Annotated in this window: 13 protein-coding genes; 8 read left to right on the top strand and 5 right to left on the bottom strand. The window is 66.0% G+C overall.

What is annotated here, in order from left to right; translation table 11 throughout:
• Positions 1 to 31 precede the first annotated feature (31 nt).
• From ACODS0_RS03775 to rng, 7 genes are all read left to right on the top strand, one after another.
• A complete protein-coding gene (locus ACODS0_RS03775; protein WP_010458745.1) occupies positions 32 to 751 on the top strand; it encodes a YebC/PmpR family DNA-binding transcriptional regulator in 720 nt (239 codons plus the stop codon).
• Positions 752 to 865: 114 nt separating this feature from the next.
• On the top strand, positions 866 to 2,146 hold the full coding sequence (purD, locus tag ACODS0_RS03770) for a phosphoribosylamine--glycine ligase (RefSeq protein WP_218299826.1): 1,281 nt from the start codon (positions 866 to 868) through the stop codon (positions 2,144 to 2,146).
• Entirely contained in the window at positions 2,146 to 3,117 is a 972-nt protein-coding gene (gene hemF, locus ACODS0_RS03765; protein WP_488832920.1) for an oxygen-dependent coproporphyrinogen oxidase, read from the top strand. The genes purD and hemF overlap by 1 nt, the downstream gene beginning before the upstream one ends.
• 194 nt (positions 3,118 to 3,311) lie before the next feature.
• Entirely contained in the window at positions 3,312 to 4,175 is an 864-nt protein-coding gene (gene rsfS / locus ACODS0_RS03760; RefSeq protein ID WP_488832918.1) for a ribosome silencing factor, read from the top strand.
• 57 nt (positions 4,176 to 4,232) lie between these two features.
• Complete coding sequence (gene rlmH / locus ACODS0_RS03755) at positions 4,233 to 4,700, top strand: 23S rRNA (pseudouridine(1915)-N(3))-methyltransferase RlmH (protein WP_228895717.1); 468 nt, start codon at positions 4,233 to 4,235, stop codon at positions 4,698 to 4,700.
• 96 nt (positions 4,701 to 4,796) lie between these two features.
• Positions 4,797 to 5,411: a Maf family protein gene (locus ACODS0_RS03750; RefSeq protein WP_488832917.1), complete on the top strand. Its 615-nt coding sequence runs from the start codon at positions 4,797 to 4,799 to the stop codon at positions 5,409 to 5,411.
• Positions 5,412 to 5,438: 27 nt separating this feature from the next.
• Positions 5,439 to 6,926: a ribonuclease G gene (rng, locus tag ACODS0_RS03745; protein WP_121420308.1), complete on the top strand. Its 1,488-nt coding sequence runs from the start codon at positions 5,439 to 5,441 to the stop codon at positions 6,924 to 6,926.
• A 24-nt stretch (positions 6,927 to 6,950) separates the two neighbouring features.
• Here rng and ACODS0_RS03740 read toward each other — a convergent pair whose 3' ends face one another.
• Positions 6,951 to 7,559: a glutathione S-transferase family protein gene (locus tag ACODS0_RS03740; protein WP_488832915.1), complete on the bottom strand. Its 609-nt coding sequence runs from the start codon at positions 7,557 to 7,559 to the stop codon at positions 6,951 to 6,953.
• A gap of 95 nt (positions 7,560 to 7,654) precedes the next feature.
• Between ACODS0_RS03740 and ACODS0_RS03735 the strand changes: the two genes are divergently transcribed.
• On the top strand, positions 7,655 to 8,605 hold the full coding sequence (locus ACODS0_RS03735) for a helix-turn-helix transcriptional regulator (RefSeq protein WP_488832913.1): 951 nt from the start codon (positions 7,655 to 7,657) through the stop codon (positions 8,603 to 8,605).
• Between the two features lie 187 nt (positions 8,606 to 8,792).
• Here ACODS0_RS03735 and ACODS0_RS03730 read toward each other — a convergent pair whose 3' ends face one another.
• The 4 genes from ACODS0_RS03730 to kdpB form a co-directional block, all read right to left on the bottom strand.
• A complete protein-coding gene (locus ACODS0_RS03730; protein ID WP_488832911.1) occupies positions 8,793 to 9,503 on the bottom strand; it encodes a response regulator in 711 nt (236 codons plus the stop codon).
• A gap of 21 nt (positions 9,504 to 9,524) precedes the next feature.
• Positions 9,525 to 12,257: a DUF4118 domain-containing protein gene (locus tag ACODS0_RS03725; RefSeq protein WP_488832909.1), complete on the bottom strand. Its 2,733-nt coding sequence runs from the start codon at positions 12,255 to 12,257 to the stop codon at positions 9,525 to 9,527.
• Positions 12,258 to 12,324: 67 nt separating this feature from the next.
• A complete protein-coding gene (gene kdpC / locus ACODS0_RS03720) occupies positions 12,325 to 12,942 on the bottom strand; it encodes a potassium-transporting ATPase subunit KdpC (RefSeq protein ID WP_488832907.1) in 618 nt (205 codons plus the stop codon).
• A gap of 52 nt (positions 12,943 to 12,994) precedes the next feature.
• A complete protein-coding gene (kdpB, locus tag ACODS0_RS03715) occupies positions 12,995 to 15,061 on the bottom strand; it encodes a potassium-transporting ATPase subunit KdpB (RefSeq protein ID WP_488832906.1) in 2,067 nt (688 codons plus the stop codon).
• Position 15,062: the final 1 nt, after the last annotated feature.

Below are 15,062 nucleotides of genomic sequence, written 5' to 3'. Positions count from 1 at the left end.
AGTAGATTAAATCAATACAAAAGGACTTCTCGTGGCAGGACACAGCAAATGGGCGAATATCCAGCACCGCAAAGGGCGGCAGGATGAAAAACGCGGCAAGATCTGGACCCGCATCATTCGTGAAATCACTGTGGCTGCCCGCTCGGGCGGCGGCGACCTGTCTGCCAACCCCCGCCTGCGCCTGGCGGTGGACAAGGCCAAGGCGGCCAACATGCCCGCCGACCGCATCAAGTACAACATCGACAAGGCCACGGGCAACGCCGAGGGATTGACCTACGAGGAAATCCGCTACGAGGGCTATGGCATTGGTGGCGCAGCGATCATGATCGACACGATGACCGACAACCGGGTGCGCACCGTGGCCGAAGTACGACACGCGTTCAGCAAACACGGTGGCAACATGGGCACCGAGGGCTCGGTGGTCTTCCAGTTCAAGCACTGCGGCCAGCTGATTTTTGCCCCCGGCACCAGCGAAGACAAGGTTATGGAAGTGGCGCTGGAGGCGGGGGCCGAAGACGTGGTGACCGACGACGACGGCGCAGTGGAGGTGCTGACCGCCCCGGCCGACTTTGAAGCCGTGAAGAATGCCCTGGAAGCCGCAGGCCTGACGCCTGAAGTGGCGGGCGTGACCATGCGGCCTGAAAACACCATCGAACTGACGGGCGACGACGCGGCGCGCATGCAGCGGCTGCTGGATGTGCTGGAGGACCTGGACGATACCCAGGAGGTCTACCACAACGCTGCCCTGTGACATTGCGCCTGTGGACCGCCGCTTTTTTCTTGCGCTGACTTGTTTTCCGACTGATATTTCCCCGAACCCCGCCAAGCAGCCCAGCGCTGCGAGCAGGGTTCACCAAAGGTTCCTATGAAAGTACTTGTGATTGGTGGCGGCGGCCGTGAACACGCGATGGCGTGGAAACTGAGCGAGTCCCCCAAGGTGACCAAGGTGTACGTGGCGCCGGGCAACGGCGGCACCGCGCTGAATTCCAAGCTCGAGAACGTGGCCATCACCGACGTGCGCGAACTGCGTGTGTGGGCGCAGGCCGAAAAGATCGCACTGACGGTGGTGGGCCCCGAGGCGCCACTGGCGGCCGGTGTGGTCGATGAGTTCCGTGCCAATGGCCTGCGCATCTTCGGCCCCACCAAGGCTGCTGCCCAGCTCGAAAGCTCCAAGGCCTTTTCCAAAGCCTTCATGCGCCGCCATGGCATCCCCACCGCCGACTACGACACCTTCACCGACCCCGCTGCGGCCCACGCGTTTGTGGACCGGCTGGGCGCGCCCATCGTCATCAAGGCCGACGGCCTGGCTGCAGGCAAGGGCGTGGTCGTGGCCATGACGCTGCAGGAGGCCCATGATGCTGTGGACTTCATGCTGGTGGACAACAAATACGGCGTGACCCACAACGAAGGTGGCGCGCGTGTGGTGATCGAGGAATTCCTTGAAGGCGAGGAAGCTTCCTTCATCGTGCTGTGCGACGGCAAGAACGTGCTGGCCCTGGCCACCAGCCAGGACCACAAGCGCCTCAAAGACGGCGACGAAGGCCCCAACACCGGCGGCATGGGTGCGTATTCGCCCGCTCCCGTGGTCACGGCCGATGTACATGCCCGCGCCATGCGCGAGATCATCCTGCCCACGATCCGTGGCATGGAAAAGGACGGCATTCCCTACACCGGTTTTCTGTATGCAGGCCTGATGATCGACGCCAAGGGCCAGCCCAAGACGCTCGAATTCAACTGCCGCATGGGCGACCCCGAGACGCAACCCATCCTCATGCGCCTGAAAAGCGACTTCAGCGACGTGATGGCTGCTGCCGCTGACGGCAAGCTCGACCAGATGGAACTGCAATGGGACCGCCGCACCGCACTGGGCGTGGTCATGGCCGCCCATGGCTACCCGGAGAACCCGCGCAAGGGTGACCCCATCACCGGCCTGCCAGCCGAGGCGGACGATGCCGTGGTGTTCCATGCGGGCACGCAGCTGAAAGATGGCGTGGTCAGCGTGACCGGTGGCCGTGTGTTGTGCGTGACGGTGCTGGCCGACAGCGTCAAGCAGGCGCAGCAGCGTGCCTATGACGTGGCGCGCGGCATCCAGTTCGATGGTGCGCAGTACCGCCGCGATATCGGCTTCAGAGCACTCAAGAGCTGATGGCAGACGTTCAGAACTTGAACCCCGCCGACACAGTGGCGAGGGTGCGCGGCTATCTGGTGGGTCTGCAGGCGCGCATCACCGACGCGCTCGAAGCCGTGGAAGGCGAGGGCGGTGCACGTTTTTTGGCCGACGCCTGGAGCAAGACGCCCGGTGAGCCGTTGCAGGGCGACGGCATCACCAAGATCATGGAAGGCGGCCGAGTGTTCGAGCGCGCGGGTTGCGGCTTCAGCCATGTGCGCGGCCCCCAGCTGCCACCCTCGGCCACGCAGCACCGGCCCGAGTTGGCGGGCGCACCGTTCGAGGCCATGGGCGTGTCGCTGGTGTTCCACCCGCGCAATCCCTACGTGCCGACGGTGCACATGAACGTGCGCATGATCGCGGCTGGTCACCCTGGGCAAGCGCCGACCTGCTGGTTTGGCGGTGGCATGGACCTCACGCCGTACTACGGCTTTGAGGAAGATGCGGTGCACTTTCACCGCACCTGCCGTGATGCCTTGGCACCCTTTGGTGACGACAAGTACCCGCGCTTCAAGCAGTGGTGTGACGAATACTTCTACCTCAAGCACCGCAGCGAGCAGCGAGGCGTGGGTGGCGTGTTCTATGACGACTTCTCCGAGCTGGGCTTTGAGCAAAGCCTGGCGATGACGCAGTCGGTGGGCGACGCCTTTTTGAAGGCCTACCTGCCTATCGTGGAAAAGCGCCAGGGCACGCCCTACGGCGAGCGCGAGCGGGGCTTCCAGCTCTACCGCCGCGGCCGTTATGTCGAGTTCAACCTGGTCTGGGACCGGGGCACGCATTTTGGCCTGCAGTCGGGTGGGCGCACCGAGTCCATTTTGCTGTCCATGCCGCCGCTGGTGGCGTGGTCGTACCAGCGTTCGGATGTGGCCGATTCCGCCGAAGCTGATCTCACGCAGCGCTTTCTGCTGCGGCGCGACTGGCTCGGTGGCGAGTCTGCTGCAGCGGTTTGAAAGCCTTGAAAAGCGCAAAAGCTATAATTTCAATAGCTGCCCGCGCTTTTCACACCAGCGCAAGAGGCCAAAAACACCTCAAACGGACGCAGCGCCAACGCGCAACAGCTGTGCAACACCCAAGGCGCAGCCCCACTGGTTGCGCGCTGCGTTGCACGCTATATTGATTCCATTTCCTCTCTAATCACCGCCTGATGACCACCTCCACCAAATCGGAAACCGCCGCCAAAAAAGACGTTACCAAACTCCAGCGCGCCATCGTTGATGGACTGGAGGACGTCAAGGCGCAAGACATCCAGGTCTTCAACACCGAGCATCTCTCGCCGCTGTTTGAACGGGTGATCGTGGCATCGGGCACCTCCAACCGCCAGACCAAGGCCCTGGCCGCCAGCGTACGCGACGCGGTGAAAGAAGCGGGCTTTACCAAGCCGCGCATCGAAGGCGAAGACAACGGCGAATGGATCATCGTGGACTGCGGCGCCGCCGTGGCGCACATCATGCAGCCCGCCATCCGCCAGTACTACCGCTTGGAAGAGCTGTGGGGCGATACGCCCGTGCGCCTGAAGCTGGGCGCCGCCAAGCCTGTTTCCAGCGCTGCCACCGACTTGGCCGAAAAGAAGTCGGCCCAGAAGGCTGCCAAGTCCGACGCCAAGGCTGCAGGCAAGGCGACCGCCAAAAAGGCAGCCGCACCAGCCGTGCCGGCCCGGTCGGGCAAGGCTACGGTCAAGGCTGTGGCCAAAACAGCTGCCAAGTCCGCTGCCAAACCTGCAGCGAAGACAACCGCAAAAGCACCTGCCAAAGCCATCACCAAGGCCCCAGCCAAGACCCCCGCAAAAAGCAGCAGTGCCAAGGCCGCACCGGCCAAGGCGCCCGCAAAGCCAGCCACTGCCGCCAAGAAGCCCGCAGCCACCAAGGCACCGATCAAGACTGTGGTCGTCAAGCCATCGGCCTCCCGCAGTAAAGCCGCTGCCACCGCAAAGACCGGTGCCAAGCCTGCACCCGCACGCGGCGGAGCAGCCGCCAAGCCCGCCGCCAAGAGGGCTCCGGGCCGCAAGTGATTGCAGCCTCGGCCCATCGACGTCCCCCCCGTACCCGCGCACCGCGCCTGAGTTGCCATGAAGCTGCTGATCGTGGCCGTGGGCCAGCGCGTGCCCGACTGGGCGCAGACGGCATACGACGACTACGCCAAGCGGTTTCCGCCGGAGCTGAAGGTCGAACTCAAGGCCGTCAAGACCGAACCGCGCGGCTCCAAAACGCTGGAGACGCTGTACGCCGCCGAGCGCGAGCGGATTGAAGCTGCGATCCCCCGGGGTACCCGCGTGGTGGCGCTGGACGAGCGCGGCACCAATCTCACCACCAAGGCCCTGGCCGAGCGCCTGCGGGGCTGGCAATTGGGCGGTGACGATGTGGCCCTGGTCATCGGCGGCCCCGACGGGCTGGACCCGGCCTTTCGCCAGGGCGCGCACGAGCGCATTCGCCTGTCTGACCTGACCTTGCCACACGCCATGGTGCGGGTGCTGCTCATCGAGCAGCTGTACCGCGCCTGGTCGGTGAATGCCGGGCACCCCTACCACCGAGAATGAGGCCTGGATCGGGGTGTGGGTGGAATACTATATTTTTTATAGCTGCTAGCGCTTGATGGGTAAGCGCTAGAGCCGATTTTTAATCAAAATCTGTTCATGCCTGACTTCATCTACCTTGCCTCCCAAAGCCCCCGTCGGCGCCAACTGCTCGAACAACTGGGCGTACGCCACGAACTGCTGCTGCCCAATGTGGAGGGTGACGAGTCCGAGGACGCCGAAGCCATCGAGGTGGTGCTGCCCGGCGAAGCGCCTACGGCCTATGTGGAGCGCGTGACGGGCCTCAAGCTCGACGCGGCTGTGGCCCGGCGTGCCCGCCGTGGTTTGCCCGATGCGCCCATCCTGTGCTCTGACACCACCGTGGCGCTGGGCCGCACCATCTACGGCAAGCCCGACGACGCGCCCCATGCCGCACGCATGCTGGCCGAGCTGGCGGGCCACGAGCACCGCGTGCTCACCGCGGTGGCGCTGCAGGTGGGCCCCAAGCGCCTGAGCGCGCTGTCCATATCCCGAGTGACCTTTGCAGCCATGACCACCGCGCAGATTGAGGCCTACGTGGCCACGGGTGAGCCACTGGGCAAGGCCGGGGCTTACGGTATCCAGGGCCGGGCTGCTGCATATGTGGAGCACCTGGCTGGCAGCTATTCGGGCATCATGGGGCTGCCGATGTACGAGACGGCACAGCTGCTGCGCGCGGCAGGTTTCGCCATCTAGGCGACAGCAACAACAGACAACAACGCCATGCAACAAGACATCCTGATCAACTGGTCGCCCCAGGAAACCCGCGTGGCCGTGGTGGAGCACGGCGCCGTGCAGGAGCTGCACATCGAGCGCACGCTGGAGCGCGGCCTGGTGGGCAATGTCTACCTGGGCAAGGTGTCGCGCGTGCTGCCGGGCATGCAGTCCGCCTTCATCGACATCGGCCTGGAGCGTGCGGCCTTCTTGCATGTGGCCGATGTGTGGCAGCGCCAGCCTGATGGCGAGCCGCCCGCATTCGCCCGCAAGAACGAGCCGCAGGTGCCGATTGAAAAGCAGGTGTTCGAGGGGCAGGCGCTGATGGTGCAGGTCATCAAGGACCCGATTGGCACCAAAGGCGCACGACTGTCCACGCAGATCAGCGTGGCCGGGCGCCTGCTGGTGTTTCTGCCGCAGGACGACCATGTGGGCGTGTCGCAGAAGATTCCGCCGGCCGAGCGCGATGCGCTGCGCGCGCGGCTGCAGGCGCTGGTGGGCGATAAATCCACGGGTGGTGGCGGCGGCTTCATCCTGCGCACCAACGGCGAGGATTCGACCGATGCGGAGCTGGCCGAAGACATTGCCTACCTGCGCAAGACCTGGGCGCGCATCAAGGAGGCATCGCTCAAGCTGCCTGCCATGTCGCTGCTCCATCAGGATTTGGACCTGCTGCAGCGCGTGCTGCGCGATCTGGTGGGTGACCACACGCAGACCATCCGGCTCGACTCGATGGAGCAGTTCCAACGCCTGCGTGCGTTTGGGCAGGAATTCATGCCAGCGGCTGCCGGCAAGCTACAGCACTACAAGGGTGAACGCCCGATTTTTGACCTGTACTCCATCGACGAAGAGGTGGCCAAAGCCCTGGGGCGCCGCGTCGATTTGAAGTCTGGCGGCTATCTCATCGTGGACCAGACCGAGGCGCTCACCACCATCGATGTGAACACCGGTGGCTACGTGGGGGCACGCAACTTCGACGACACCATCTTCAAGACCAACCTGGAGGCCGCCCAGGCCATTGCCCGCCAGCTGCGCCTGCGCAACCTGGGCGGCATCATCATCGTGGACTTCATCGACATGGTGCGCGACGACCACCAGCAGGCCGTGCTGGCGGAGTTCAAAAAACAGCTCGCCCGCGACCGCGTGAAGACCATGGCGGGTGGCTTCTCGCAGCTGGGTTTGGTGGAGATGACGCGCAAGCGCACGCGCGAATCCCTCGCCCATATGCTGTGCGAGCCCTGCGAGGCCTGCCAGGGCAAGGGCAGCGTGAAGACCGCGCGCAGCGTGTGCTACGACATCCTGCGCGAGATCCTGCGCGAAGCCCGCCAGTTCAACCCGCGCGAATTCCGCGTGGTGGCGTCGCCCCGCGTGGTGGAGCTGTTCCTGGACGAGGAAAGCCAGCACCTGGCTGGTCTCTCGGACTTCATCAAGAAGCCGATCTCGCTGCAATCCGAGAGCGCGATGGGGCAGGAGCAGTACGACATCGTGCTGCTGTAGCGCCCATCGTTCTGCGCGCCGTCTTCAAGCGTCGATCTGCATCGCCGGGCGTGCCTGCACCCGCGCCAGCCAGGTCTGTACATGCGGGTGCGCGTTGACGGGGGCGCCCAGGTACAGGCTGTAGCCCAGCACCGAGCCCACTACTAAATCCACCAGCGAATAGTCGGCACCCAGCATCCAGGGCTGCGCAGCCAGCCGCGCGTCCAGCACCGCCAGCAACTCGCTCAGTTGACGCAGGAGGGCTTCTGCTTGGGCGGCGTTGCGCCAAACCTCTTCGCCTTGGGTTGCCACATGCAGGCGTCCCACGAGCGCACCATAGGTCACATACGCCCAGGTGCACCACGACAGGGCCTGCAGCGCCTCGGGCGTGCCCGCAGCGGGCCACAGTCCGCGCTCAATGCCAAAGCGATGGCCCAGCCAGAGGTGGATGGCCAGGGCCTCGAACATGGGGGCGCCGTCCACGGTCAAGGTGGGCACCTTGCCGTTGGGGTTCAGGGCCAGGTACTCCGGGCGGCGCTGCTCGCCGGTGCGGATGTCGATCTTCACGCGTTCGTGGGGCACGGCCAGCTCGGTGAGGGCGCAGGCGATGGGGGTGGCGCTGGACATGGGATGCCAATAGAGAACGATGGACATGGAAAGCTCCTTGGGTGGTTGTGGAAGAAAAGGTGGTGCCACCGTAAAAGCCATTGCGGACAATTTCAGTCCGCAATAGAAAGTAAAGTCGCGCCATGCTCACTTCATCAACCCGCCTGCTGCGTCTGCTCTCCTTGCTGCAGACGCGCAACCACTGGATGGGGCCGGAACTGGCCGAGCGCCTGGAAGTGCACCCGCGCACCTTGCGGCGCGACATCGATCGCCTGCGCCAGCTGGGCTACCCCGTGCATGCCAGTAGCGGCGTGGCGGGTGGCTATGCCTTCCGGGCCGGTCAGGCGCTGCCGCCCTTGCTGCTGGACGACGACGAAGCGCTGGCCGTGTCGATTGCCCTGCGCACTGCCACGGCCGGCGCGGTCGGCGGCATTGAAGAGCCCGCACTTCGGGCCCTGGTCAAGCTGGAGCAGGCCATGCCCGCCCGCCTGCGGCAGCAGGTGGATGCACTGCGCTCCACCATCCTGCCCATGGACCGTGTCGGGCCGGTGGTGGATGCCTCGCTGCTGGCCACACTGGCGTCGGCCTGCCGTGACCAGTTGCGCCTGGCGTTCACCTACGGCGACAGCAAGGGCCGCAGCGCCGAACGCAGCGTGGAGCCCCAGGGCCTGGCCCATACCGGCCACCGCTGGTACTTGGTGGCGTGGGACCGGGTGCGGGAGGACTGGCGCACCTTCCGTATCGACCGCATCGTGGGGGCTCCCACGGTGGGTGCCCATTTCGCGCCCCGGGTGTCGCCCGATGGCGGGGATCTGAAGGCATACGTTTCACGTTCGATTGCAGTGGCGCCCCATGCCGAACAGGCGCGCATTGTGTTGCATGCACCGTATCAAGAGATGGCCAGACGCATTCCGCAGTCGGCAGGTGTGGTGTCGGCGCTCGATGAGGGGCAGCGGTGCCAGCTGGAATGCGGCGCCAACGATTCGCTGGTGTACTGGCTGATGGCGCTCGATGTGGAGTTCGAAGTGCTTGCACCCTTTTCGTTGAAGGAGCGCTTGCGGGTGGCGGGGGAGCGGGCCTTGCGCTGCGCCTGAAGTGAAACACCCCCTGTGTCGCTTCGCGCCTTCCCCCTCTCTCACGTTGCTTCGCCATCTGTGAGGGGTACGCCCCCAGCGCGGCGGCACTGGGTTTGGGCTGCGCCAGTTTCATGCATCGCGGGCGGTGCACAACGCAACGGACAACTACGGTTTCATATTTTTGAAAGCAAATGGGTATGAATGCTCAAGGCACGAAACGGTACCCGATGCCCGCCTCGGTCCGCAAATGCTGGGGCATGGAGGCATTGAGTTCCACCTTCTTGCGCAGGTTGGCCATGTGCACGCGCACGTAGTGCGTGTCTTCGGCATGGCCCGGCCCCCACACGGCCTTGAGCAACTGCTGGTGGGTGATGACGCGGTCGGGCTGTGACGCCAGGTGCGTGAGCAGCTTGTACTCGATGGGCGTGAGGTGCAGGGCCTCGCTGCCATCCTCTCCCGTGCGGCGCACCACGGTGCGGCGGGCCAGGTCTACGGTGATGTCGCCGAACTGGATGACGGGTTGCGCCTCGGCGCTGGATGCCCGCTGGCTGCGCCGCAACTGGGCGCGCACGCGGGCCATCAGTTCGCCCGAGCCAAAGGGTTTGACCAGGTAGTCGTCGGCCCCCGCATCCAGCGCCGCGATCTTGCTGGCCTCGGCGCTGCGGGCCGAGAGCACGATGATGGGCATGGCCGACCAGGTGCGCAGGTCGCGGATCAGGTCCACGCCGTCGCCATCGGGCAGGCCCAGGTCCAGCACCACCAGGTCGGGGCGGCGCGTGCCAGCTTCGATCAGGCCGCGCTGCAGGGTGGCGGCCTCGTGCACGGTGTGGCCTTCGCTCTCCAGCGTCAGGCGCACAAAGCGGCGGATGTCGGCTTCGTCTTCGACGATGAGGATGTGGGTGGGTAGGTCGGTCATGGTGGTTGCGGGGCCGTGCCGTCAAACGTCGCTGTTGGTATCGGTATCGGTGCCCAGATCGGTGGGCGGTGTGCCGCGTGGCAGCAGCAGCGTGAAGCGTGCGCCCGCAGGTTGGCCCTGGGCGTTGAGGATGGTCTCGCCCCTGATGCTGCCGCCATGCGCCTGCACGATGGCGCGGCAGATGGCCAGCCCCAGGCCCACACCGGGCGTGGCGCTTTCGCGGGCCCCACGCTCGAACTTTTCAAACAGCAGCTCCTCGCGGCCTTTGGGCAGGCCGGGGCCTTCGTCGGTGATGGTCAGGGCCACCGCATCGCTCTGGGCCTGCGCCCCGATGTGGATGGCCGTGCCGGCGGGCGTGTACTTGGCGGCGTTTTCCAGCAGATTGACCAGCACGCGCTCCATCAGCACGGCGTCGATCTGCAGCAGTGGCAGGTCGTCGGGCAGGTGCACGACCACACGGTGGGCGCCCATGGCGGGGGCGCCGGCAGCCAGCGCACTGCCCACCACTTCTTCCAGCGGCTGCCAGGCCTTGTTGAGCTGCACGGCCCCAGCCTCCAGGCGGGCCATGTCCAGCAGGTTGTTGACCAGCGCGCTCATGCGCTGGGCCGATTGCTGGATGGCGCCGGTCAGCTCCTGCTGGTGGGCGGGCAGGGGCGGCTGCACCATGGCCAGTGATTCGGCCAGGCCGACCAGTGAGGCCAGCGGCGTGCGCAAGTCGTGCGAGATGGCAGAGAGCAGCGAGTTGCGCAGCCGCTCGGACTCGATCTGCACCGTGCTTTTTTGCGCCACATCAATGTAGTGGATGCGCTCCAGCGAGATGGCCAGCAGCGAGGCGCAGGTCTGCAGCAGGCGGCGCGGTTCCACCCCTGGCACCTGGCCCTGGGGCATGGCCACCACCAGCACGCCGCGGATGCGCATGGGCGCCTTGAGCGGCAGCACCAGCGTGGGGCTGGAGTGCAAGGTGTCCGTACCCCGGCCAGCAGGCTCACCGCGCTCAAACGCCCATTGCGCCACGGCCATGTCCACCGGCGCGCTGCCACCGGGCAGTATCTGAAGGCGGTTGTCGTCGTCAGCCACCACCAAAGTGCTGCCTGCGTTGAACTCGCCGGTCATGAACCGCGCGCCGATTTCGGCCACTTGCTCGGGCAGCAGCGCGGCAGACAGGTCGCGCGCCATGTCGTACAGGCTGCGCACGCGGTGTTCGCGCTCGGTGGCGGACTCTGCCTGCACCTTGAGCCCGGCGGTGAGCTGGCCCACTACCAGGGCCACCACCAGCATCACGGCGAAGGTGACGAGGTACTGCGCGTCACTGACCGCAAACGTGAAGCGCGGCGGTACAAAGAAAAGGTCGAAGAACGCCACACCCAGAATGGCGGCCATCACGGCAGGGCCGCGTCCAAACCGCAAGGCCACGCCCACCACCACCAGCAAAAACAGCATGACGATGTTGGTCAGCTCCAGCACATCCGCCAGCGGCGTGGCCACCACGGCGGCAATGCAGCAGGCCAGGGCCGCCGCCAGGTAGCCAGGCCAGAAGGCAGTGCCCTTGTTCGTGGTTTCAGGCGATGCATTGGAGGTGGAGGGGCGCGCCAGGCCTGCGCGGGCGGGCAGCGTGCCCACCTGCAGCAGGTCGAGGTCGCTGGCCAGATGCCCCACCTGGTCGGCCAGCGTGGTCTGCCAGGGCCAGCGGCGTGCGCTGCGGCCCATGACCACGCGCACCAGGTTGTGCTCGCGCGCATAGCGCACCAGGGCCTGCGCAGGCTGGGCGGCAGGCAGTACCGTGCAGGCCACGGCCCCCAGCTGTTGCGCAAGTTTCAAGGTGCGTTCCACCTGCGGATGCAGCGTGGCCGACCGGCCTTGCTGCTCGGGCGTCTCGACATGCACGGCGTGCCAGGGCAGGTCGAGCTGCGCGGCCAGGCGGGCGCAGCTGCGCACCACCTTTTCGGCGTTGTCGCCCGTGCCCACGCAGGCCAGCAGGGCCTCGCGGTTGGGCCACACGGCTTCGGCAGTGGTGGTGCTGGCGCGGCGGTAGGCGCGCATTTCATCGTCCACCCGGTCGGCGGTGCGGCGCAGGGCCAGCTCGCGCAGGGCCAGCAGGTTGCCTTTGCGAAAGAAGTTGGCGGCGGCGCGCTCGGCCTGCTGGGGCAGGTAGACCTTGCCGGCCTTCAGTCGCTCGAGCAGCTCGTCGGGCGGCAGGTCTACCACCACCACTTCGTCGGCCGCGTCAAAGAACTGGTCGGGCACCGTCTCCCACACGCGGATGCCGGTGATACCGCTCACGATGTCGTTCAGGCTCTCCAGGTGCTGCACGTTCATGGTGGACCACACGTCGATGCCTGCGGCCAGCAGTTCTTCGGCGTCTTGCCAGCGCTTGGGGTGGCGCGAGCCTTGCACGTTGCTGTGGGCCAGCTCATCGAGCAGTACCAGGCCCTCGGGGTGCTCTGCCCCCCAGGCCAGGGCGGCGTCCAGGTCAAACTCGGGCAGGATGCGGTCTTTGTAGGGCAGGGCGCGCAGTGGCAGGCGCGGCAGGTGCGTGGTCAGCGCCTCGGTGTCGGCCCGGCAGTGCGTCTCGACCACGCCGATGGTGACGGGCAGGCCCTGCGCTTGTGCGGCCCTTGCCGCCGACAGCATGGCGAAGGTCTTGCCCACGCCCGCGCAGGCGCCGAAGAACACCTTGAGCCGCCCGCGCTGCTGCTGGGCCTGCTCTTGCTGGATGCGCTGAAGCAGCGCGTCGGGGTCGGGGCGATCCTGCATGGGCACAGTGTACTCGTCAATTTTGAATAAAATTGGCCTCTGGCGCTTGTCCGTCAAGCATAAGCAGCTATTGTTTTGGTAGCGATTCGAGTGCGAGGTTCAAAGCCAGCACGTTCACACGCGGCTCGCCCAGCACACCCAGCCAGGGGCTTTCGGTGTGCTGCTGCACCAGGGCCTGCACCTGCGCCAGCGGCAGGCCACGGGCCTTTGCCACGCGGGCTGCCTGGTAGTCGGCAGCGGCGGGGCTGATCTGCGGGTCCAGCCCGCTGGCCGATGCGGTGACCAGGTCCACGGGCATGGGGCGGATGTTGCCGGGGTCCGCAGCACGCAGGGCCTCGATGCGGGCCTTCACGGCATCTGTCAGCGCCGGGTTGGTGGGGCCCAGGTTGGAGCCGCCCGATGCCGATGCGTTGTAGGGCATGGGCGCCGTGGCTGAAGGGCGGCCCCAGAAGTGGCCGGGTTCGGTGTACGACTGGCCGATGAGCTCGGAGCCTACAGTCTTGCCACCCTGGGTGATCAGGCTGCCATTGGCCTGGTGGGGGAACGCGGTCTGCGCCACGCTGGTGACGAGCAGCGGGTAGAGCAGGCCGGTGACGATGGAAAGCGCGATAAACAGCGTGAGTGCAGGGCGAAGCAGGCCGCCTGGGCTGGCGGGCGCGTCGTCGCGGGGGATACGGATAGGCATACGATTTTCCTTGTCAGTGATTGGGGGGCGGTGTCTTTGGTTGGGGCACGGCTCAGGTCAGACCTGCGGCGGCCAACACCATGTCAATCAGCTTGATGCCAATAAACGGCACCACCATGCCCCCCAGCCCATAAATCGCGAGGTTGCGGCGCAGCAGCGCGGCGGCACCCACGGCGCGGTAGGCCACGCCCTTCAGGGCCAGTGGGATGAGGAAGATGATGATCAGCGCGTTGAACACCACGGCGGACAGAATGGCCGACGAAGGGCTGGCCAGGTGCATGAAATTCAGCGCCGACAGCTGCGGGTAGGTGGTGACAAACGCCGCTGGGATGATGGCGAAGTACTTGGCGATGTCGTTGGCGATGCTGAAGGTGGTCAGCGAGCCGCGCGTCATCAGCATCTGCTTGCCGGTCTCCACAATCTCGATGAGCTTGGTGGGGTTGCTGTCCAGGTCCACCATGTTTCCGGCCTCCTTGGCGGCTTGTGTGCCCGTGTTCATGGCGACGGCCACGTCGGCCTGGGCGAGGGCGGGGGCGTCGTTGGTGCCGTCGCCCGTCATGGCCACCAGCTGCCCGGCCGTTTGGTAGCTGCGGATGAGCTGCAGTTTCGCTTCGGGCGTGGCCTCGGCCAGGAAGTCGTCCACACCGGCCTCGGCAGCAATCGCGGCGGCAGTGAGGCGGTTGTCGCCGGTCACCATCACGGTCTTGATGCCCATGCGGCGCAGCTCGGCAAAGCGCTCCTTGATGCCGCCCTTGACCACGTCTTTGAGCTCCACCACGCCCAGCACGTGGGCACCATCGGCCACCACCAGGGGCGTGCTGCCACGGCGGGATACGTCGTCCACCGCCGTCTGCACGGCGGTAGGAAAGCGTCCGCCCAGTCCCTCCACATGCTTGCGGATGGCGTCTGCTGCACCTTTGCGCAGCAGGCGCGGGCCGGGCAGGTCCACCCCGCTCATGCGGGTCTGGGCGGTGAAGTGCACGAACTGGGCGCCCATGGCCTCGATGTCGCGCTCGCGCAGGTTGAACTTCTGCTTGGCCAGTACGACGATGCTGCGGCCTTCGGGCGTTTCGTCGGCCAGCGATGCCAATTGGGCGGCGTCGGCCAGGGCGGCATCCGTGACACCTGGGGCCGAGATGAACTGGCTGGCCTGGCGGTTGCCCAGGGTAATGGTGCCGGTCTTGTCCAGCAGCAGCACGTCCACGTCGCCTGCAGCCTCCACCGCGCGGCCTGAGGTGGCGATCACATTGGCCTGCATCATGCGGCTCATGCCCGCCACGCCAATGGCGCTGAGCAGGCCCGCAATCGTGGTGGGGATCAGGCACACCAGCAGGGCCACCAGCACCACCAGGCTCACAGGCTCGCCCGCACCGCTGGCCTGCACGCTGAACAGCGAGAACGGCAGCAGCGTGACCACCACACCCAGGAACACGATGGTGAGCGCCACCAGCAAAATGGTCAGCGCGATCTCGTTGGGTGTCTTGTGGCGCTTGGCGTTCTCCACCATGGCGATCATGCGGTCCACGAAGGTCTCGCCGGGGTTCACGGCCACGCGCACCACGATCCAGTCGGACAGCACGCGGGTGCCGCCAGTCACGGCCGAGAAGTCTCCGCCCGATTCGCGGATCACCGGGGCGGATTCGCCGGTGATGGCGCTCTCGTCCACTGAGGCCACACCATCGATCACCTCGCCATCGGCAGGGATGGTGTCACCCGCCTCCACCAGCACCACATCGCCCTTGCGCAGGTTGGCAGCCTCCAAGGGCAGCCAGGTCATTGCGGTGCGTGGGGTGTTGCGGTCAAACTGGCCGTCCAGCTTTTTCGCCCAGGTCTGCTTTTTCAGGCCGCGCAGCGAAGCCGCCTGGGCCTTGCTGCGGCCCTCGGCCATGGCCTCGGCAAAGTTGGCGAACAGCACGGTGAACCACAGCCACAGCGCCACGGCAGCGGTGAAGCTCTCAGGTTTGCTGGCGGCCAGCGCAGTGGTGAAGGCGCTGCCCACATACACCACAAACATCACGGGGTTGCGCCATTGCACGCGCGGGTCCAGCTTCTTGAAAGCCTCCAGCAGCGCGGGGCGCACCAGGGCGGGGTCGAACAGGGTCAATGTTTTGCGAGTCATC

Source organism: Acidovorax sp. FG60 (genome assembly GCF_057808995.1).
Note: the sequence above shows the minus strand (reverse complement) of the source record. Positions and strands in the feature narration are given on the sequence as shown.

Excerpts from the sequence above, each read along its gene's own strand:
- purD (WP_218299826.1), top strand. The coding sequence starts at position 866 with ATGAAAGTACTTGTGATTGGTGGCGGCGGCCGTGAACACGCGATGGCG.
- hemF (WP_488832920.1), top strand. The coding sequence starts at position 2,146 with ATGGCAGACGTTCAGAACTTGAACCCCGCCGACACAGTGGCGAGGGTG.
- rsfS (WP_488832918.1), top strand. The coding sequence starts at position 3,312 with ATGACCACCTCCACCAAATCGGAAACCGCCGCCAAAAAAGACGTTACC.
- rlmH (WP_228895717.1), top strand. The coding sequence starts at position 4,233 with ATGAAGCTGCTGATCGTGGCCGTGGGCCAGCGCGTGCCCGACTGGGCG.
- ACODS0_RS03750 (WP_488832917.1), top strand. The coding sequence starts at position 4,797 with ATGCCTGACTTCATCTACCTTGCCTCCCAAAGCCCCCGTCGGCGCCAA.
- rng (WP_121420308.1), top strand. The coding sequence starts at position 5,439 with ATGCAACAAGACATCCTGATCAACTGGTCGCCCCAGGAAACCCGCGTG.
- ACODS0_RS03740 (WP_488832915.1), bottom strand. The coding sequence starts at position 7,559 with ATGTCCATCGTTCTCTATTGGCATCCCATGTCCAGCGCCACCCCCATC.
- ACODS0_RS03735 (WP_488832913.1), top strand. The coding sequence starts at position 7,655 with ATGCTCACTTCATCAACCCGCCTGCTGCGTCTGCTCTCCTTGCTGCAG.
- ACODS0_RS03730 (WP_488832911.1), bottom strand. The coding sequence starts at position 9,503 with ATGACCGACCTACCCACCCACATCCTCATCGTCGAAGACGAAGCCGAC.
- ACODS0_RS03725 (WP_488832909.1), bottom strand. The coding sequence starts at position 12,257 with ATGCAGGATCGCCCCGACCCCGACGCGCTGCTTCAGCGCATCCAGCAA.
- kdpC (WP_488832907.1), bottom strand. The coding sequence starts at position 12,942 with ATGCCTATCCGTATCCCCCGCGACGACGCGCCCGCCAGCCCAGGCGGC.
- kdpB (WP_488832906.1), bottom strand. The coding sequence starts at position 15,061 with ATGACTCGCAAAACATTGACCCTGTTCGACCCCGCCCTGGTGCGCCCC.